Here is a 19,716-nt window from a genome sequence, read left to right on the forward strand (position 1 = left end):
ATCAATCAGCCAACTCCAAAATCTTTACCACCAACTGTGAAAAACTTAATCCCGCCTGACGCGCAGCCATCGGCACCAAGCTGTGACTGGTCATCCCCGGAGAGGTATTCACTTCCAACAGATAGAAATCACCATCAGTATCCATCATGACATCAACTCGCCCCCAACCACCGCACCCAACTGACTGATAAGCTTTAAGCGCCAGTTCTGTCAATTGCTGCTCTTTTTCATCACTTAAGCCACTTGGACAAAAATATTGTGTTTCTTCAGACCAATATTTTGCATCATAGTCATAAAAAACAGCAGCGGGTTGAATACGAATAGAAGGTAAAGCCGTATCACCAAGGATGGCTACTGTGTATTCCGGGCCGTTCAACCATTTTTCCACCAGCAAGTCAACGTCATAACGAAACGCTGCCTCTAATGCGCCACGCAACTCTGAAATCTCATCAACCTTAGTCATACCAACACTGGAACCTTCCAGACTTGGCTTAACAATTAATGGCAAACCTAAATCCGCTACATATTCTTGGAGTTGAGAATCAGTCAATCGTTCAAATTGCTGAGAATTAATTGAAACATATGGCGAAACAGTCAACCCAATTCCCTGCCATAACTGTTTTGTCCGCAATTTATCCATTGACAGTGCAGAGGCCATCACGCCACTACCGGTATAGGGTAACTGCAAAAATTCCAATACACCTTGCAAAGTACCGTCTTCCCCACCACGCCCATGAAGCGCGATAAAGACTTTCTCGAATCCAGCTTCTTTAAGTTGAGTCACAGGAAAATCTTTTGTATCAACTGGATGTGCATCAATACCCGCTTCTCTCAATCCAGCCAACACGGCTTGTCCCGATAACAGCGAAACTTCACGCTCAGCGGAAGTTCCTCCCAACAGTACCGCGACTTTCTCAGCCATTGTGTTTTTCCTCATTCAAAGATGGCTGTAATTTCGTTTCAGCCAGATTACGCGCTATTTTGCCTATATTGCCGGCCCCTTGAACCAGAATTAAATCATTACCATCCAGCACCTGTGCCAATGCAGCGGTCACCTTTGCCGGATCAGAGACCAAAATCGGATCTAACTTACCGCGGCTACGGATAGTACGGCACAACGAACGACTATCTGCCCCCGGAATAACCACTTCACCCGCAGAGTAAACATCCAACATCAGCAATACATCTACCTGATTCAATACATTGGCAAAGTCATCGTACAAATCACGGGTTCGGGTATAACGATGAGGTTGAAATATCATCACAATCCGTTTATCCGGCCAGCCAGCACGAGCGGCTTTAATGGTTGCATCCACTTCCGTTGGATGATGACCATAATCATCAACCAACATCGCACTGCCACCTTTGCCGTTAACATGTTCCAGAGGAAAATTCCCCAAAAAATCAAAACGGCGCCCGGTTCCCTGAAAACCTGCCAACGCAGCCAAAATATCACTGCCAGAAATCCCCTCCTCAGTCGCAACAGCCACTGCCGCCGCCGCATTCAGCGCATTATGGCGACCCGGTGCATTCAATACGACTTTCAGATCCGCCATATCTTGACGACTAACAGTAAAATATCCCTGAGCACCTTTTTGCTGATAATGGGTGATACGTACGTCCGCTTCTTCACTAAAACCATACGTCGTGATATAGCGCCCAACACGAGGAATTAACTCTTTGGCAACCGGATCATCAATGCACATGACTGCACGCCCGTAAAAAGGTAGGTTGTGCAAGAAGTTGATAAACGTCTGTTTCAAGTTTTCGAAGTCACCATGATAGGTATCCATATGGTCTGCTTCGATATTCGTAATGACCGCCACCATCGGCTGCAAATGCAAGAAAGAAGCATCACTTTCATCAGCTTCCGCAATTAAATAACGGCTACTGCCAAGACGAGCATGCGTTCCTGCTGCTTTAACTAAACCACCATTAACAAAAGTGGGATCTAAACCAGCCTGTGCATAGATGCTAGAAATCATCGCTGTTGTTGTCGTTTTACCGTGAGTCCCGGCAATAGCAATACCATGACGGTAGCGCATCAGTTCCGCCAACATCTCTGCTCTGCGAATAACCGGAATTCGGGCCTCACGAGCAGCAACAATTTCCGGGTTATCCGCCAAGATTGCGCTTGAAGCCACAACAACACTGGCATCCAGTATATTTTCAGGACGATGATTAAAATAAATCTGAGCGCCCAACTTAATCAGTTGCCGAGTTACCGGGTTTGGGGCCAAATCAGATCCACTGATCTGATAACCTTCATTAGCCAACACTTCGGCGATCCCCCCCATGCCAGCACCACCAATGCCAACAAAGTGGATGTGCCTGACTTTTCTCATCTCAGGCACGAAAACTCTTAATTTCGCCAGTTGTTGTGTATTCACGTTTTCTTCTTCACTATATATGTTTGCTTCACCGCCCCTTTTAAGGCGGTCTAAATCATTTTTTTGCCGCATCGATTAATGCCGCCGATACTCGCTCAGTTGCATCAACAATTGCTGCTGAACGGGCTTTTTCCGCCATTTCCAGCAATTGCGGCCGTTGCCACTGAGTTAATAATTCGATTACTGCATCAACCGTAAATTGGGGTTGCTCCAATATTTTTGCTGCGCCAACCTTTTCTAGAGGTAACGCATTCCAGTATTGCTGACGATCTTTATGCTGAAATGGCACAAAAATCCCAGGTAATCCCGCCGCTGACACTTCACTAACCGTCAACGCGCCAGAACGACAAATCACCACATCAGCCCAAGCATAAGCTTGTGCCATATCGTCAATAAATTCAGTAATCTTATGTTCGCATTTAACTAAATTGTCATAGGCATTCTGAACACTTTCTTTAGCCCCTTTGCCTGTCTGATGCCAAAGAGTAATTTTATCACCCATACGGGCAGCAATTTCAGGCATTGCCTGGTTAAGAATTCTCGCCCCCTGACTGCCACCAACAACCAGAACTCGAATCGGACCTTCACGCCCTGTCAAACGTTGTTCAGGTATAGGCAGTGTCAACACATCTTCGCGAACAGGATTGCCAACAACGGGCGCTTTTGGAAATGCGCCGGGAAATGCTTGTAAAACAGTCGTAGCGATTTTAGCCAGCCACCGGTTTGTCAGCCCGGCAATACCATTCTGTTCATGCAATACAACCGGAATACCGCACATCCACGCAGCAATGCCGCCGGGACCAGAAACATATCCCCCCATGCCAAGCACGACATCTGGCTGATAGCGACGCATAATCGCCTTTGCCTGACGGATTGCTTTGAAAATTCGGACCGGGGCAGCCAACAATGCTTTGATCCCTTTACCTCGCAGACCAGAAATCTGAATAAATTCAATATCAATGCCATGTTTTGGCACTAAATCGGCTTCCATACGATCCGCTGTTCCCAACCAGAGAACGTCCCAGCCCTGGTCTTTTAAATGATGAGCTACAGCCAGACCAGGGAAGACATGTCCTCCAGTTCCACCTGCCATCACCATCAAACGCCGGGTTTTGCCACTCATCGGGGGCTCCTTACAAACGCTTGAGCTTTTGCCAAGCGTGTTTCAAAATCAATTCTTAATAGCAATACGATAGCTGTCGACATAATCAGCAAACTTGAACCACCGTAACTAATCAAAGGTAAAGTCAAACCTTTAGTCGGTAACATACCTGCGGCGGCCCCAACGTTAACCAGAGCTTGGAAACTAAACCAAATACCCACCGAACAAGCCAGAAAACCCGAAAAACGCTGATCCATCTGTAATGCGCGGCGACCTATCGTCATTGCGCGAAAAGCGACGAAGAATATCATTAACAACACCAAAACCACACCTACGTAACCTAATTCTTCTGCCAAAACAGAGAAAATAAAGTCAGTATGTGCTTCCGGCAGGTATTCCAGTTTCTGTACTGAATTTCCTAGTCCTTGCCCTAAAAATTCCCCTCGACCAAAAGCCATCAAAGATTGCGTTAATTGATAACCTTTGCCGTATGGATCTTCCCAAGGATCCAGAAAGGAAGTTACACGGCGTATACGGTAAGGTTCAGCAATGATTAACAAAACCACCGCGAATACCCCTGAACCAATAATTGCTAGAAACTGCCATAATTTTGCCCCGGCCAGAAATAGCATTGCCAACGTTGTTACAAACAGTACAACCACTGTTCCCAAGTCAGGTTGAGCCAGAAGTAACACGGCTAACACGACCATCACGCCCATTGGCTTACAGAATCCCCAAAAGTTATTCCGCACTTCTTCTACTTTGCGCACCAAATAACTGGCGAGATAGCAAAATAGAGAAAGTTTCGATAACTCAGCAGGTTGAATTCTCAAAGGCCCAATGGCAATCCAACGCGATGCACCATTTACTGAATTTCCCACCACCAGGACAACCAGCAACAAAATAACGGAAATAAGCAGCATCAGATTGCTATAGCGTTGCCAGAAATCCATTGAGATACGCAATGTAATCAATGACAACCCGAAAGCCAGCAAGAGATAAATCGCATCACGCTTAGCAAACAGAAACGGATCTTCTGCAAGACGCTGCCCAACCGGCATCGATGCTGATGTCACCATAACAAAGCCGATAATTCCTAATCCGAGTGTCAGCCAAACCAGTGTGCGATCATACAACACCATATTGGTGACATCAGTTTCACGGCCACCAATAACCCAGTCTTTTAATCTACTGAATCCCGGAATAGACATCAGCCCAACTCCTCTGCCAAGCGGGTAAACTCATGACCACGCTGTTCAAAATTACGGAACTGATCAAGGCTTGCGCAAGCAGGAGATAACAGCACCATGTCACCAGCCACCAGACGCGGAGCAATATCACGTATCGCCTGTTCCATAGTTTCAGTCAATGTCGCTATTTCCGGGCGTAGTTGAGCCAACTGTTTTCCATCCCGACCAAAGCAGTAAAGCTGAACTTTATTCCCACTCAGGAAAGGTTTAAGCGGAGAAAAATCTGCCGACTTGCCATCACCACCTAACAGCAAATAAAGCGAGCCCTCCAGGTTCAGACCATCAAGCGCCGCCACCGTACTGCCAACATTGGTCGCCTTAGAATCGTTAATCCAACGCACCCCGTTGTTCAGGCGAACAAGCTGGAAACGGTGGTCAAGTCCCGGATAAACCGTCAATGTTGCCAAACTGGCTTCACGAGGAATACCAACCGCATCAGCTAAAGCCAATGCAACCAACCCATTGACGTAGTTATGTCGTCCAGTCAGCTTAATTTCATTTGTCGCCAGCAGTGATTGGTTGTGAGCTTTCAAAAAGGCATTTTCACTATCAAGCTGGTAGTCACCACAATCGACACCAAAGCTGACACAACGGCTATCCATACCCGTTTCAGGCAGTGTCAGGGGATCTTGAGCATTCACAATGCATCTTTTCGCCTGACGATAAATCCTCAGTTTAGCTGCCCGGTACTGAGATACCCCCTGAGGATAACGATCCATATGGTCCTCAGTCACATTAAGCACAGTGGCGGCTGTTGCGTTCAGACTATATGTAGTTTCCAACTGGAAACTGGAGAGCTCTAAGACATAAAGCTGACAAGATTTCTTCAACAATTCTAATGCAGGTAGGCCAATATTACCGCCAACACCCACCGGCCAATTAGCCGCCTTCGCCATTTCACCGACAAGACTGGTAACGGTACTTTTACCATTAGAGCCAGTAATGGCGACTATCGGGGCTGTTGCTTCACGGCAAAACAACTCGATATCACCAACAATTTCAATACCTGCATTAGCCGCAGCCTGCAATTCCGCCGTTGCCAAGGCAACGCCTGGGCTTACAACAATCAAGTCAGCATCCATCAACCAGCCAACATTCAGGCTTCCACTGTGACACTCAACACCATCGGGCAGTTTATCCTTGCCGGGTGGTACCGCACGAGTATCTATCACACGAGGGATCACACCTCGCGCCATAAAAAAGTCAACACAGGAGAGACCCGTTAGCCCCAACCCGATAATGACGACTTTTTTACCCAAATAATCTGCCATGATTAACGTACCTTCAATGTTGCCAAGCCAATCAGCACTAGCATCAGAGAAATAATCCAAAAACGCACAATAACACGCGGTTCTGGCCAGCCTTTCAATTCATAATGATGGTGAATAGGTGCCATACGGAAAATACGCTGACCGCGCAGTTTAAAAGAACCCACCTGTAAAATAACTGACAGGGTTTCCACCACAAATACACCGCCCATAATCACCAGTAGAAACTCTTGGCGTAGCAACACAGCAATCGTCCCCAGTGCGCCACCTAATGCCAAAGAGCCCACATCCCCCATGAAAACCTGAGCCGGGTAAGTGTTGAACCACAAGAAACCTAATCCAGCACCCACAATCGCAGTACAGACGATAACCAGTTCACCAGCATGGCTCAGATAAGGGATATGCAGATAGTTAGCAAAATTGACATTACCTGTCGCCCATGCCACCAAAGCAAAACCCGCTGCAACAAAAACGGTTGGCATAATTGCCAAACCATCCAATCCGTCGGTCAAATTCACTGCATTACTGGTTCCGACAATCACAAAGTAGGTCAACAGAATATAAAGCACACCCAGTTGCGGCATCACATCTTTAAAGAATGGCACGACCAATTGTGTTGCCGGAGTATCTTTGCCGAAACTGTACATTGCAAACGCCACCCCCAATGCCAGGACGGACTGCCAAAAATACTTCCAACGGGCAATCAACCCCTTAGTATCTTTGCGCACAACTTTGCGGTAATCATCCACAAAACCAACAATGCCGTAACCAATCAGCACAATCAGCACGCACCAAACATAGGGATTATTCAAGCGTACCCACAACAGTGTAGAAATCGTAATTGAAAGTAAGATCAGCAAACCACCCATCGTCGGCGTACCACGTTTGCTAAAGTGAGATTCCGGCCCATCATTGCGAACAACCTGCCCGATTTGTAATTTTTGCAGAAAGGCGATCATACGCGGCCCCATCCACAATGCGATAGCCAAAGCAGTCAGCAGGCTGACGATAGCCCTAAACGTCAAGTAAGAAAAAACGTTAAAGCCGGAGTGATATTTGACCAAATATTCGGCCAGCCAAACTAACATGTGAAGCTCTCCTGTAATGCGTGGACAACATCTTCCATTGTGGTATTACGCGAACCTTTAACTAACACTGAAAAGACTTTGTGTTGTTGTAATAGTGGAACCAATGTTGCGATCAATGCAGCTTTATCCGCAAAATGCTGACCACAACCGCTCGCTTCACTAACATGAATACTTAATTTGCCCACACTGAACACACTATCGATACCGCAAGAAGCTACGGTTTCACCAATCTGACGATGGTAATCTGCTGACTGTTCACCCAATGCCCCTATATCGCCTACAACCAGCACTCGGTAACCCGGCATCTGTGATAACACCTGAACTGCAACAGTCATTGAGCCGACATTGGCGTTATAAGTATCATCAAGCAGCAATTTTCCTTCTGCCAGATTGATTGGAAACAACCGCCCTGACACCGCTTTCAGCTCAGATAAGCCCAGACGAATATCTTGCAGGGTTGCTCCAACAGAAATTGCTAACGCACTGGCTGCTAACGCATTGGCGACATTGTGTTTTCCAGGCAACGGCAAATTGATTTCTGTGCTACCAATAGGCGTATGCAGACAAAAATCCGTCGTCAGTTGTTTAACCTGAACATCTGTAGCGTAAAAATCAGCACCTGATGCTTGTTGCATGGAAAAACGCTGTACTGTTTTGTCGCCAATAACCTGCTGCCAGTGAGTCCAATCATTGCTTTCCATATTGATAATGGCCGTACCTTTCTCTGAAAGACCGGTAAAAATCTCGCCCTTAGCTTTTGCAATACTCGCCAGAGAGCCAAAATCCGCTAAGTGCGCAGCAAACAGGTTATTGACTAATGCTGTTTCCGGCCGAGCCATTTCTGCGGTATAGGCAATTTCACCAACATGGCTTGCACCTAATTCAACCACAGCAAACTCATGTTGTTCCGTCAGCCTGAACAATGTCAGCGGCACACCGATATCATTATTCAGGTTACCTGCGGTATAGAGCGTGTTGCCACATTGGCGCAAAATCGCTGCGGTCATCTCTTTTACCGATGTTTTGCCGGACGAACCCGTCAACGCAACAACACGGGCATTACTCTGCTGGCGAACCCAACTCGCTAATTTACCCATTGCTAAACGAGTATCTTTAACCACGACCTGTGGAAAGTTAATATCCAATACGCGGCTGACGAGCAAAGCACTGGCACCAGCGTTGACTGCATCAGCACAAAAATCATGAGCATCAAAACGCTCACCTTTCAAGGCAATAAACAAACTGCCATTGCCAACCTGACGGCTGTCAGTAGTCACATCACTAATACAAATATTTGCTGCCTGCTGCTCAGTCACCTGATTCAATACGCCATCCGTTACTTGTGCCAGTTGTTGCAGAGTGAGGGAAATCATGCGATCACCCCCAGTAACCGAGCAACAGTCAACCGGTCTGAGTAATCCAAGCGACGATGGCCCACCAATTGATAATCTTCATGGCCTTTACCCGCTATCAATACAACATCATCTGCTTTTGCCTGCATAATAGCGTTGGTTACCGCTTCAACACGGCCATGAATCGTTATCGCACCTCCCGGATCAAGAAAACCCGTTAAGATGTCAGCAACAATTGCCTGTGGCTCTTCATTGCGCGGATTATCATCTGTAACAATCACATAATCGGCCCACTGCTCTGCTACGCCCCCCATTAACGGGCGTTTACCTTTATCACGATCTCCGCCACAACCAAAAACGCACCAAAGTTTACCCTTACAATGTAAACGCGCGGCTATCAAAGCTTTCTCCAGCGCATCAGGTGTGTGAGCATAATCAACGACGACAACGGGTTTATCCGGTGCCGTGAATACTTCCATTCGTCCACAGACAGGTTCCAGGCAGGAAGCTGTTGCAAGCAGTTTTTCCAGCGGATAATCCAGAGCTAATAAGGTGGAAAGCGCCAACAACAGGTTGCTGACATTAAATGCTCCCATCAGGGCGCTATCAATTGTACCGCCTCCCCAACTGGACTCGAAGGTAATGGATACCCCTTTATCGTGATACTTTATTTCACGCGCCGCTAACCAACGCCCTTGCCAATTTTCCGGCAGACAGTTTTCCATCGTCACGGCAACCGCTTGCGGTAAACGGGACAACCACTTCAATCCAATATCATCATCAGCATTGATGATTTGTTGTTTCACATTATGCGTGGAAAACAGCAACCATTTAGCTGCTTCGTAGTGCGCCATATCACCATGATAATCAAGATGATCACGGCTCAAGTTGGTAAACACCGCCGCTTCAAACGGCAACGCAGCTACACGCCCCTGAACCAGTCCATGAGAAGAGACTTCCATTGCCGCAAAAGTCGCCCCTTGCCGAACAAGTTGTTGCAAATCCAGTTGAATATCAACAGCCGAGCCTGTGGTATTTTCAGTTGGCGCCACATGCCCCAGTAAACCATTACCGACAGTTCCCATCACGGCACTGGTTTCCCCCAATCCGTGACTCCACTGAGCAAGTAATTGGGTAGTGGTTGTTTTACCATTGGTTCCGGTTACACCAATCAAGTGCAATTTATCACCGGGGTGACAATAAAACTCACCAGCTAACTGTGACAACTTATTATTCAAATCGTTCACATAAACAACCGGAACACCATGCATAATTTGTACGGTTCCGTTATCAACCTTGCCCTGGGCTTCTGCAATAACCGCCGCAACCCCTTGTGCGATGGCTTGAGGAATGTAGTGTCGACCATCTGTCTGGTGCCCTTTAATAGCAACAAACAGATCTCCGGCAGCCGATTTACGGCTGTCCAATGTCATTTCGCGTAACTCACACACTGGGACGTCAATACCCAACGGCGCGAGTAAATCGCGTAGATTACGATCTGCCACCTGTATCCTCTTTCTTATTAATCACAAATTCGTTTTTATCACCTGCCGCCAAAGCATCTGGCTCCACATTCATGATGCGTAGAACGCCCCCCATAATGGCACCAAATACCGGCGCAGAAACCACACCGCCGTAATACTTACCTGTCAGTGGATCATTAATGATCACAACCAGTGCAAATCTTGGATTACTTGCAGGGGCAACACCTGCGGCGTAAGAGATATATCGGCTAGCATATTTGCCATCCGGCCCAACTTTCTTAGCTGTACCCGTCTTGATTGCAATCCGATAACCTTTTATCGCCGCTCGCACTCCGCCGCCGCCGGGCAGAGCCACACTTTCCATCATATGAACGACTGTTCGCATAATAGGCTCAGGAAATACTCTTGTGCCTGGCACAGGTGGATCAACTTTGGTAATTGACAGAGGACGATAAATACCCAAGCTACCAATCGTTGCATAGACCCGCGCTAACTGTAATGGTGTTACCATCAGCCCATAACCGTAAGAAAAGGTCGCTCTATCAAGATCTGACCACCGTTGTTTTCCTGTTGGATATAAGCCACTGCTTTCTCCAACCAACCCCAGATTGGTCGCCTTTCCTAACCCAAAACGTGAATAAACATCCACCAATTCTGTCGCGGGCATCGCCAACGCTAGCTTAGAAACACCGACGTTACTCGATTTTTGTAAAATACCAGTGATAGATAATTCAGGATAACGGGATACGTCTCTGATTTCCTTACCGCTTATCCTATAAGGTACTGTATTAATAACGGTATTTTCTTTGATGATACCATCATTCAGCGCAGCCATTACCACCATCGGCTTAACAGTGGAACCTGGCTCGAAAATATCGGTGATAGCCCGGTTACGCATTACTTCTTTTGGCGTATTGATGCGATTATTTGGGTTATAAGATGGGCTGTTTGCCATTGCCAGCACTTCTCCGGTATTAACATCCACCAACACCGCTGTACCGGATTCTGCTTTGTTAAAGGCCACCGCATTGGTTAATTCGCGGTAAACCAGCGCCTGTAAACGTTCATCAATACTCAATACCAGATTGTGGGCCGCCAGACTATCAACAGATGAGATATCTTCGATGACACGGCCAAAGCGATCTTTGCGTACAGTCCGCTCACCCGGTTGCCCCGTCAACCAACGATCAAAACTTTTTTCCACGCCTTCAATACCCTGACCATCAACGTTGGTCACGCCAATAATATGTGCCGTTACCTGACCTGACGGATAATAACGCCGGGATTCCTGACGCAAATAAATTCCCGGTAATTTCAGTTTATGAATATAATCGCCAACTGATGGGTTAACCTGACGCGCTAAATAAACAAAACGACCTTTTGGATTAACGCTAACTTTGTCAATAAGCTGCTCAAGAGGCAAATTAATGGCATCGGATAAAGCTTTCCAGCGGGTATCACCCGTAATTCCCCCTTGTTCAAATACCTCTTTCGGATCTGCCCAAACAGCATTTACTGGAACGCTAACAGCCAGAGGTCGGCCCATTCGGTCACTGATCATACCGCGAGCGGTAGGGACTGATTGCACGCGCAGGGAACGTAAATCACCTTCTTTAACCAGTTGATCAGGATTGATGACCTGCAAATAAGTCACTCTCAGCAATAAGGCAATTAAAGCTACAGCAATCCCCCCACATAACAAAGCAAAACGCCAGCTAACAAAACTGGCTTTTTTATCTTCTTGCCTTTTTAACTTCACGGGGCGTGCTGCTTTCATCTCTTACCTTTTTAATAATTAAATTAACTCACTGTGAAACAACAATGTTTTCTTGAGCAGGGCTAACATGCTGCATATGCATTTTTTCAACAGCTATCCGCTCAACCCGGCTGTGATCACCCAAAGCATTTTCTTCGAGGATCAAATTACGCCACTCGATATCTAATGCATCACGTTCCACCACCAGATGCTCTCTTTCAGCCGTCAACAAACGGGTTTCATGTGCAGTAGTTACAACAACTATGGCCGAAACCAGTACAACGACTAGAAGAATTAACGGTATCTTGGCATTCTTGAGCAAATCGCTGCCGATAATACCGGTTAATCCGTGACGTTCACCTGCCATTATTCACTAACTTTTTCAGCAAAACGCAAAACAGAACTACGAGCCCGTGGGTTATTAGCCACTTCTTCCTCTGGAGGTTTCATCTTGCCAATCGATTTCAAGCTACGCCCACCTTGTGCTTTCAGTTGCTCTTCTGTGAGTGGCAATCCTGCCGGTACTTGTGGCCCTCGACTATTCTGACGAATAAATCGTTTAACAATCCGATCTTCCAGCGAATGGAAACTAATCACTGAAAGTCTCCCCTGCAGTGCAAGCACTTGTAATGCTCCCTCCAGCGCCTGCTCAATCTCTTCCAGCTCACTGTTGATATAGATCCTAATAGCCTGGAAGCTCCTGGTTGCTGGATGCTTATGTTTTTCTTTTACCGGGCTGGCCTGAGCAATCAAATCGGCTAGCGCTTTTGTTCGGGTAATTGGCTCTTCCTGATTGCGTGCCACAATTGCTCTGGCAATGCGTTTGGCGAAACGCTCTTCACCAAATGTTTTCAATACCCAGGCAATATCATCTGCTGTTGCGTTCATCAGCCATTCCGCTGCTGACTGCCCGCGAGTCGGGTCCATCCGCATATCTAGCGGCCCATCACGCATAAAAGAAAAACCGCGTTCCGGATCATCCAACTGAGGCGAAGAAACACCTAAATCCAGTAATACACCATCAATTTTGCCGATTAGCCCGGCTTTTTCTGTATAGTGAGCCAATTTAGAAAATGGCCCATGTACAATTGAAAAACGTGGATCTGTAATTGCTTTCGCCACTTCAATCGCCTGAGGATCTCGATCAATGGCAATTAAGCGACCTGCCGTCCCCAATTGCGACAAAATCAGACGTGAATGCCCTCCACGGCCAAATGTGCCATCAATATAGATGCCATTTTCACGAATATTCAGTCCGTTGACTGCTTCATCCAACAATACGCTGGTATGTTTAAAATGACTATTTGCCATATTTATAGTGATAATTCCTGTAGCCGTACTGATAAAGGTTCCTGTGTGGATTGCTCAGCCGCAATATCATCTTTAACCTGTTGATACCAAGCCTGTTCATCCCACAGTTCAAATTTGTTGAACTGACCAACCAGCATGACCTCTTTGACTAGCCCTGCATGCTGACGCAATGTATTAGCTAATAAAAGACGTCCTGCACTATCCATCTGGCATTCACTGGCATGACCTAAAAGTAAACGTTGCACCCGACGCTCCGCCGGATTCATGCTGGATAAGCGAGAAAGTTTTTCTTCAATAATTTCCCATTCAGATAATGTATAAAGCAACAAGCATGGTTGATGAAGGTCAATGGTACAAACCATTTGCCCTTGTGATTCCTCATTTAGCATAGCCCGGTATCGGGTAGGTACGGTGAGCCGCCCCTTGCTATCGAGATTTATCTGCGTTGCTCCACGAAACATCCTCAGGCCGCCCCTGGTGATCAAAAATTACCACTTTATCCCACTAATCCCCACAATAAGGAGTTTACGGATGGGACGAAAACCTTGTCAAGCCAGAGCCGATGCGCTTTAGCTATATTTGATGGCAGGATTTTGGCTGTTGGGAGGCATAATTATTAAATTTAGCAATATCAATAATAATTAACACCATGATAATTCTGAATAATTTTACAAGCACAAGGAGAGTAAATGTTTACGATAAAATAATGAAAAAATAGTTGTGTGATTAATTTATTTACATAATTTACATTTCATTACTATTTAACCACCGTGCAGCAATGTTTATCATTCTATTTGATGCATTCACACTCAAACTAACTAGCAGCAAAAAACCACAAAATAAATATTATTAAAATCAATTTAATATATAAAAGACGGCAAAAAACGGGGATAAATAGACAAATCCCAAACTCAAATAAGCGCTGTTCCATGCGCTTCTTCCTACTGAATAATTTATGTATGAACGAAATTGCCATTTGCTCGCGCTGAAACACTTCTCTTAAGACAGATCTGACAACCAAAACCCCCCATCAGAAAATTAATGAGGGGTTTTTATCATATTTTCCGACTCAGGCTTCCTCGACGACATAAGTCACGATGTATCCGTGTGATACCTGGCCCTGGCTTCTGCTTTTCATCCAGACTTGCTAACACCAGTTCCAATACCTGTTCAGCGATTTCACGATGACGCTGCGCTACAGAAAGCACTGGACATTCAAGGAAATCCAATAATTCATGATCACCAAAAGTCGCAATAACCAATTGATTTGGTAAACGGCCGCTGTGTTTTAGCGTAACATCCATGACTCCCTGTAACAGGGCAAAAGAGGTGGTGAACAACGCTTGTGGCATTGGATGAGTTTCTAACCATGTGGTGAACACTTCAGCAGCCGCATCACGCTCATAGCTGTTTGAGTAAAGATACATCACTTTGCGAGGGTCATCTTTCCATGCTTCACGGAACCCCTGTTCACGCAGAAAACTGACTGATAATTCAGGTAATGCACCGAGATAAAGCACAGATTCAGCAGGGAATTGGCGAAATTCTTGTGCCAACATCTTTGCATCTTCAAAATCATCACCCACTACGCTGATAAAGTGTTCATTTTCAAGTGCCCGATCGAGAGCAATAATAGGCAAAGAACGACTAGCCCAGCGTTGATAAAAAGGATGCTCCGGCGGTAATGCGGTAGAAACAATAATTGCATCCACCTGACGTTGTAGCAGGTGTTCAACACAACGCATTTCATTCTCAGGTTGGTCTTCCGAACAGGCTATCAATAACTGATAGCCACGCTGACGAGCCTGACGTTCCAAATAATTAGCAATACGGGTATAGCTGGTATTTTCTAAATCTGGAATAACCAAACCAATAGAACGGGTACGCCCTGCACGGAGACCGGCTGCCACAGCATTAGGATGGTAATTATGCTCTCTGACCACTGCCATCACTTTTTCTACCGTTTTATCACTGACACGGTATTGCTTGGCTTTACCATTAATTACATAACTGGCCGTTGTGCGTGAAACACCTGCAAGGCGGGCGATTTCATCCAGTTTCACATTAACTCCTTCATAGACCCAAAAAAGGCCCTACTTTATCGCAGAGCCTGATAAATGTATGCACATAGCCCCGCAGTTTGCGATTTTTCATCGCATAATTTTATCCCCGCGAGAGACACCGACAATACCCGAACGAGCAACTTCAACAATTTCAGCAACATCCCGAACAGCATCGAGAAAGGCATCCAATTTATCGCTGGTTCCCACCAACTGTACGGTATATAAGGTCGAAGTCACATCAACGATCTGCCCACGGAAGATGTCAGTACTGCGTTTGATCTCTTCACGTCCATATCCACTGGCCTGCAATTTGACTAGCATAATCTCACGCTCTACATGAGAACCCGGTGCCAACTCGCTGACTCGTAACACATCCACCAACTTGTGCAACTGTTTTTCAATCTGTTCAAGTACCCTTGCATCGCCCTTAGTCTGAATTGTCATCCGCGATAATGTCGGATCATCAGTTGGGGCGACAGTTAAACTTTCAATGTTGTAGCCACGTTGGGAAAACAGACCAACAACCCGGGACAAAGCCCCTGATTCGTTTTCAAGTAATACAGATAAAATCCGGCGCATAATCAGGTTCTCTCCGTTTTGCTTAACCACATCTCATCCATTGCTCCTCCACGGATCTGCATAGGATATACATGTTCAGTTTCATCCACAGTGATATCAACAAATACCAGCCGCTGATTTTCAGTCACCTCTTTCAAGGCTTCGGCCAATTTACTTTCCAATTCATCATAACGTTGAATAGAAATGCCAACATGACCGTAAGCTTCAGCCAATTTGACAAAATCAGGCAAGGATTCCATATAAGATTGAGAGTGACGACCAGCATAAATCATATCTTGCCATTGTCTTATCATCCCCAAGAAACGATTATTCAAGTTCAGAACCAGTACCGGCAACCCATATTGCAATGCGGTGGACAGCTCCTGAATATTCATCTGAATACTACCATCCCCCGTAACACAGACTACCGTCGCTTCCGGTTTCACCAGTTTAACGCCCAAAGCAGCCGGTAAACCAAATCCCATCGTTCCCAAACCACCGGAACTGATCCAACGCCTTGGTTTATCAAATGGGTAATGCAATGCAACAAACATCTGATGCTGCCCAACATCTGAAGTGACATAAGCTTCCCCTTTCGTCAGACGATAGAGAACCTCGATAGCCGCTTGTGGTTTAATTTTTTCACCGCTGCGATCAAAACTGAGACATTTACGGCTACGCCATTGCTGAATGGATAACCACCAATCTTTTAGCGCATCTGGATCTTGTGTATCTTCTACTGTCTCCAACAACGCCAGCATTTGCTTAAGCACCTGTTTAGCATCACCGACAATAGGAACATCTGCGGAAACCGTCTTCGAAATTGATGTTGGATCAATATCAATATGTAATACCGTTGCTTCCGGGCAATATTTTTCCAGATTATTGGTTGTACGATCATCAAAACGTACACCGACAGCAAAAATGACATCTGAATTATGGATTGCTTTGTTAGCTTCGAATGTACCATGCATACCGAGCATGCCCAGGCTTTGCGGATGAGTTGCAGGGAAACTGCCTAATCCCATCAGGGAGCTCACAACAGGGATATTGAATTTTTCTGCCAATACCAGTAATTCTGCTGAACAATCTGCGTTAATCACCCCCCCGCCTACATATATGACTGGTTTTTTCGCATTCAATAGTTTTCTTAATGCCCGCTTAATCTGCCCTTTGTGTCCTTGAATCGTTGGATTATAAGAACGCATACTTATCTGATCAGGATAAATATAGGGTAATTTTACTGCCGGATTTACCGTGTCTTTCGGTAAATCAATAACGACGGGTCCCGGACGACCACTGGAAGCTAGATAGAAGGCTTTTTTCAGTACCTTCGGAATATCCTCTGCTTTTTTCACTAAAAAACTGTGTTTTACGATCGGGCGGGATATCCCTACCATGTCACATTCCTGGAATGCATCATTACCAATCAACGAACTGGCGACTTGACCGGACAATACAACCATCGGAATTGAATCCATATAAGCGGTGGCAATACCGGTAATGGCATTGGTTGCTCCAGGACCGGAGGTGATTAATACCACACCAACCTTCCCGGTAGAACGAGCATAGCCATCAGCCATATGAACTGCCCCCTGCTCATGACGTACCAGGATATGCTCAATGCCCCCAACCGTATGCAGGGCATCATAAATATCCAGTACTGCCCCCCCCGGATAACCGAATATATGCTTAACGCCCTGATCAATTAACGATCGGACGACCATTTCAGCTCCTGATAACATTTCCATAGGTTTTCCTCCAGGCTCTGTTTGCAAGTTAATAAATCGGAAGTTCCTTCCACTTTTATTTTAGTAAGACGAATAGCCTCTCAGCGATATATTGATGCTGAGTTAGTTAACATAACGCTAGAAACAGGTGTTAGCAATGTGAGTAAAGGCAGAATAGCCATTTTCTGACAATTCCAAATGTCTCCGGTAAACGTTATCTTACTATCAAGAAGCTAAAATCAAGTAGAATATGAGGCGGCTATACCTAAAAAGAGCGACAACATATAGGTGTTATCCAGTATATATACGATAAAAAACTAAAAAGCAGTTTTCAAAATCGTTTAAGTCACCACTGCATGAATCTGATAAAAGAAGTGCGGATGAATACCTCAGATAATTTAATCATAATTTCATCGTTTCTAAATAACCATTGTGAATAATTCATTCAGGTAAAATCTATTTACCTCATTTTAATTAGAAAATACGATAGAAACCATTATCTTTCCTGGAAGACTAATTCCACATATTCAATACTTACCTGGATATATAAATATTCATTTTCATCATTAAACAACCCAACATAATAATCAACAAAATAATGATTTAAAATAATTCAAATTATTTACACGGCTTGATAATAATGTACTTTTTGGGTTTTATATTTTCATTCACAAATGACGAAACATAGGGCGTTAGAAATAGTAACGATGCAGCATATGAAATTGTATATAAAGATGAGTATACCCGTCATCTTTCAAGTTACCTCTTTGTTGGCTGCACTCACTCACCCCGGTCACATCGTTATCTATGCTCCCGGGGATTCATTCCCTTGCCGTCGCGATGCATCTTGAAATCCATAGGGTATATATCGCTCCACCGTTCCAGTGATATGTGATTAGCGTGAATGATATTATCATCTCCAAATACAAGGTAAAAGAATTTCCTGAGGAAGCTAATATTAATTTTCTAAATTCTTTATCCATTATTTTCCTCCAGATAAAATAACCTAAATAAATATAGGCCCTGCAATAATTACATTTTTTTCAGTATTTCCACTTGAATAATATCCACTATTAATTTAATTACTGCATCTTTAGTTAAGGTGTCAGTATCAATAATTTCCCAAGTATCATCATAAAACGTCTGGTATTGATTAAGAACATGTTTTTGATATTCTATGAAATCATAATTTTCATTTGTCTCTAATTTTCCAGACTCACTAGGTTTTAATATTCTTTTCCTTTTTTCAGCAATGTCTGGAGGAACATCAAGATATATAACCATATCTGGTTTTGTGTTTATAGATAGAACCGATTTACTTAATTCTGCTAATTCCGTGGATTTAAGTAAGAATCTTGCCAAATATTTATAATACCAACTATCACATATAATAATTTTACCTTGCAATAAACAAGGTTGAATAATTAAACTATCTAAAACAGAAAACCATGATGCTATCAATAGAATCCAATGCCGGTCACCAAGTTCACCCAATGGAGCTGAAATGTCATAATCCCAAAGGATATCTCGTATTTTTCCCATGTGATACATACTATACCCAGATGGTAGTAAAGGATAATTTTTATCTAAAAAAACAATATTATTATAATCTAGAGATAAAATATCATAAATCTCGCGTGAAATTGTTGATTTACCTGCACCATCATTTCCTTCAAAAGCTATAAATAACCCGCGTTTAATCATTTCTTTTTTCCCCGTAGTACGCTTCAGTATCAAGTGAATTTCTACCACTACCGATAATAAATGGTTTGAATCCATATTTTTGATATAATTTATGCATCTCAGCATATGTTTTATAAATATCTTCAAAAACAGGTCTAGGGTGATTTTGATATTCAGAACCATGATCGGGATGAAAAACTGCTATCGCTGGAACTATGCCATTTTTTGAAAAAAATTCCATTCCTTGCACTAAATCATTTAAAGGTTCTAATCCCGCTACAAACCCAACATAAACATTGCCTTCACCTAACTCTGAAACAGCAGCCAGGTATGCTTCTAATAGATTATTTCTCCCGTAGTCCTGTGATTTACCAGGACATATCTGATCAAATAATTTAGGATTAAATATTTCTAAACTAATAGCCCAGCTATCAACAAATTCAGAGATTCCCTTTATTTTATTTAAATTTCTAGGGGGCATTGATATTAGATGACTGTTAAGGTTGTTTTTTTCACAAAAAGGTTTTAGAGAAATTAATAATTGTTTGTGCATTTCAAAACCAATATCATTTTCACGATGTATTTCGCAGAAATATATATTTTTATCTAGTGTTTTTGCATGATAAAATAACGCGAAGGGGATTCACTCCCTTGCCATCGCGATGAATTTTGAAATCCATA

18 protein-coding genes are annotated in these 19,716 nt (G+C 44.3%); all 18 read right to left on the reverse strand.

The features are described 5' to 3' along the window. Position 1 precedes the first annotated feature (1 nt). The 18 genes from CKY02_RS11270 to CKY02_RS11350 all read right to left on the reverse strand — a co-directional run bounded on the left by CKY02_RS11270 (position 2) and on the right by CKY02_RS11350 (position 19,588). Positions 2 to 922, reverse strand: a complete 921-nt coding sequence (locus tag CKY02_RS11270) for a D-alanine--D-alanine ligase (RefSeq protein ID WP_112895358.1) — start codon at positions 920 to 922, stop codon at positions 2 to 4. Beyond that, on the reverse strand, positions 915 to 2,390 hold the full coding sequence (murC, locus tag CKY02_RS11275) for a UDP-N-acetylmuramate--L-alanine ligase (RefSeq protein WP_112895383.1): 1,476 nt from the start codon (positions 2,388 to 2,390) through the stop codon (positions 915 to 917). Before murC ends, CKY02_RS11270 begins: the two co-directional genes overlap by 8 nt. A 55-nt stretch (positions 2,391 to 2,445) precedes the next feature. After that, positions 2,446 to 3,513 (reverse strand): undecaprenyldiphospho-muramoylpentapeptide beta-N-acetylglucosaminyltransferase, encoded by a 1,068-nt coding sequence (gene murG, locus CKY02_RS11280; RefSeq protein WP_112895359.1) that lies wholly within the window; start codon positions 3,511 to 3,513, stop codon positions 2,446 to 2,448. Then, positions 3,510 to 4,703 (reverse strand): cell division protein FtsW, encoded by a 1,194-nt coding sequence (gene ftsW / locus CKY02_RS11285; RefSeq protein ID WP_112895360.1) that lies wholly within the window; start codon positions 4,701 to 4,703, stop codon positions 3,510 to 3,512. The genes murG and ftsW overlap by 4 nt, the downstream gene beginning before the upstream one ends. Continuing rightward, the gene (murD, locus tag CKY02_RS11290) at positions 4,703 to 6,013 is read right to left on the reverse strand and encodes a UDP-N-acetylmuramoyl-L-alanine--D-glutamate ligase (RefSeq protein WP_112895361.1); all 1,311 of its coding nucleotides are present in this window, start codon (positions 6,011 to 6,013) and stop codon (positions 4,703 to 4,705) included. Before murD ends, ftsW begins: the two co-directional genes overlap by 1 nt. A gap of 2 nt (positions 6,014 to 6,015) precedes the next feature. Then, positions 6,016 to 7,098: a phospho-N-acetylmuramoyl-pentapeptide-transferase gene (gene mraY, locus CKY02_RS11295; RefSeq protein WP_011147820.1), complete on the reverse strand. Its 1,083-nt coding sequence runs from the start codon at positions 7,096 to 7,098 to the stop codon at positions 6,016 to 6,018. Then, a complete protein-coding gene (murF, locus tag CKY02_RS11300) occupies positions 7,092 to 8,471 on the reverse strand; it encodes a UDP-N-acetylmuramoyl-tripeptide--D-alanyl-D-alanine ligase (protein ID WP_112895362.1) in 1,380 nt (459 codons plus the stop codon). The genes mraY and murF overlap by 7 nt, the downstream gene beginning before the upstream one ends. Then, entirely contained in the window at positions 8,468 to 9,955 is a 1,488-nt protein-coding gene (gene murE, locus CKY02_RS11305; RefSeq protein ID WP_112895363.1) for a UDP-N-acetylmuramoyl-L-alanyl-D-glutamate--2,6-diaminopimelate ligase, read from the reverse strand. Before murE ends, murF begins: the two co-directional genes overlap by 4 nt. Next, positions 9,942 to 11,711, reverse strand: coding sequence for a peptidoglycan glycosyltransferase FtsI (locus tag CKY02_RS11310; RefSeq protein ID WP_112895364.1), 1,770 nt, complete (start codon positions 11,709 to 11,711; stop codon positions 9,942 to 9,944). Before CKY02_RS11310 ends, murE begins: the two co-directional genes overlap by 14 nt. 28 nt (positions 11,712 to 11,739) lie before the next feature. Then, positions 11,740 to 12,060 (reverse strand): cell division protein FtsL, encoded by a 321-nt coding sequence (gene ftsL, locus CKY02_RS11315; protein WP_112895365.1) that lies wholly within the window; start codon positions 12,058 to 12,060, stop codon positions 11,740 to 11,742. Then, on the reverse strand, positions 12,057 to 13,001 hold the full coding sequence (gene rsmH / locus CKY02_RS11320; RefSeq protein WP_112895366.1) for a 16S rRNA (cytosine(1402)-N(4))-methyltransferase RsmH: 945 nt from the start codon (positions 12,999 to 13,001) through the stop codon (positions 12,057 to 12,059). The genes ftsL and rsmH overlap by 4 nt, the downstream gene beginning before the upstream one ends. Positions 13,002 to 13,003: 2 nt before the next feature. Next, the gene (gene mraZ, locus CKY02_RS11325) at positions 13,004 to 13,462 is read right to left on the reverse strand and encodes a division/cell wall cluster transcriptional repressor MraZ (protein WP_011147826.1); all 459 of its coding nucleotides are present in this window, start codon (positions 13,460 to 13,462) and stop codon (positions 13,004 to 13,006) included. A 594-nt stretch (positions 13,463 to 14,056) separates the two neighbouring features. Further along, positions 14,057 to 15,064, reverse strand: coding sequence for a catabolite repressor/activator (cra, locus tag CKY02_RS11330; RefSeq protein ID WP_112895367.1), 1,008 nt, complete (start codon positions 15,062 to 15,064; stop codon positions 14,057 to 14,059). An 87-nt stretch (positions 15,065 to 15,151) separates the two neighbouring features. Next, positions 15,152 to 15,643 carry an acetolactate synthase small subunit gene (ilvN, locus tag CKY02_RS11335; protein WP_167405300.1) on the reverse strand — a complete coding sequence of 164 codons (492 nt, stop codon included), beginning with the start codon at positions 15,641 to 15,643 and terminating at the stop codon, positions 15,152 to 15,154. 2 nt (positions 15,644 to 15,645) lie between these two features. Next, positions 15,646 to 17,373, reverse strand: coding sequence for an acetolactate synthase 3 large subunit (gene ilvI, locus CKY02_RS11340; protein WP_112895368.1), 1,728 nt, complete (start codon positions 17,371 to 17,373; stop codon positions 15,646 to 15,648). Between the two features lie 800 nt (positions 17,374 to 18,173). Continuing rightward, positions 18,174 to 18,335, reverse strand: a complete 162-nt coding sequence (locus CKY02_RS24560; protein ID WP_162120827.1) for a hypothetical protein — start codon at positions 18,333 to 18,335, stop codon at positions 18,174 to 18,176. Between the two features lie 49 nt (positions 18,336 to 18,384). Further along, positions 18,385 to 19,056: a dTMP kinase gene (locus CKY02_RS11345; RefSeq protein WP_110090836.1), complete on the reverse strand. Its 672-nt coding sequence runs from the start codon at positions 19,054 to 19,056 to the stop codon at positions 18,385 to 18,387. Next, entirely contained in the window at positions 19,049 to 19,588 is a 540-nt protein-coding gene (locus CKY02_RS11350) for a radical SAM protein (RefSeq protein WP_238399245.1), read from the reverse strand. Before CKY02_RS11350 ends, CKY02_RS11345 begins: the two co-directional genes overlap by 8 nt. Positions 19,589 to 19,716: the final 128 nt, after the last annotated feature.

This window comes from Photorhabdus bodei (genome assembly GCF_003287735.1).
Lineage (GTDB): Bacteria > Pseudomonadota > Gammaproteobacteria > Enterobacterales > Enterobacteriaceae > Photorhabdus > Photorhabdus kayaii.

Coding starts and splice junctions, on each gene's coding strand:
- ftsW (WP_112895360.1), bottom strand. CDS start 4,703: ATGTCTATTCCGGGATTCAGTAGATTAAAAGACTGGGTTATTGGTGGC.
- CKY02_RS24560 (WP_162120827.1), bottom strand. CDS start 18,335: ATGGATAAAGAATTTAGAAAATTAATATTAGCTTCCTCAGGAAATTCT.
- CKY02_RS11350 (WP_238399245.1), bottom strand. CDS start 19,588: ATGCACAAACAATTATTAATTTCTCTAAAACCTTTTTGTGAAAAAAAC.
- CKY02_RS11310 (WP_112895364.1), bottom strand. CDS start 11,711: ATGAAAGCAGCACGCCCCGTGAAGTTAAAAAGGCAAGAAGATAAAAAA.
- CKY02_RS11345 (WP_110090836.1), bottom strand. CDS start 19,056: ATGATTAAACGCGGGTTATTTATAGCTTTTGAAGGAAATGATGGTGCA.
- rsmH (WP_112895366.1), bottom strand. CDS start 13,001: ATGGCAAATAGTCATTTTAAACATACCAGCGTATTGTTGGATGAAGCA.
- mraY (WP_011147820.1), bottom strand. CDS start 7,098: ATGTTAGTTTGGCTGGCCGAATATTTGGTCAAATATCACTCCGGCTTT.
- mraZ (WP_011147826.1), bottom strand. CDS start 13,462: ATGTTTCGTGGAGCAACGCAGATAAATCTCGATAGCAAGGGGCGGCTC.
- ilvN (WP_167405300.1), bottom strand. CDS start 15,643: ATGCGCCGGATTTTATCTGTATTACTTGAAAACGAATCAGGGGCTTTG.
- murF (WP_112895362.1), bottom strand. CDS start 8,471: ATGATTTCCCTCACTCTGCAACAACTGGCACAAGTAACGGATGGCGTA.
- murD (WP_112895361.1), bottom strand. CDS start 6,013: ATGGCAGATTATTTGGGTAAAAAAGTCGTCATTATCGGGTTGGGGCTA.
- murG (WP_112895359.1), bottom strand. CDS start 3,513: ATGAGTGGCAAAACCCGGCGTTTGATGGTGATGGCAGGTGGAACTGGA.
- CKY02_RS11270 (WP_112895358.1), bottom strand. CDS start 922: ATGGCTGAGAAAGTCGCGGTACTGTTGGGAGGAACTTCCGCTGAGCGT.
- ilvI (WP_112895368.1), bottom strand. CDS start 17,373: ATGGAAATGTTATCAGGAGCTGAAATGGTCGTCCGATCGTTAATTGAT.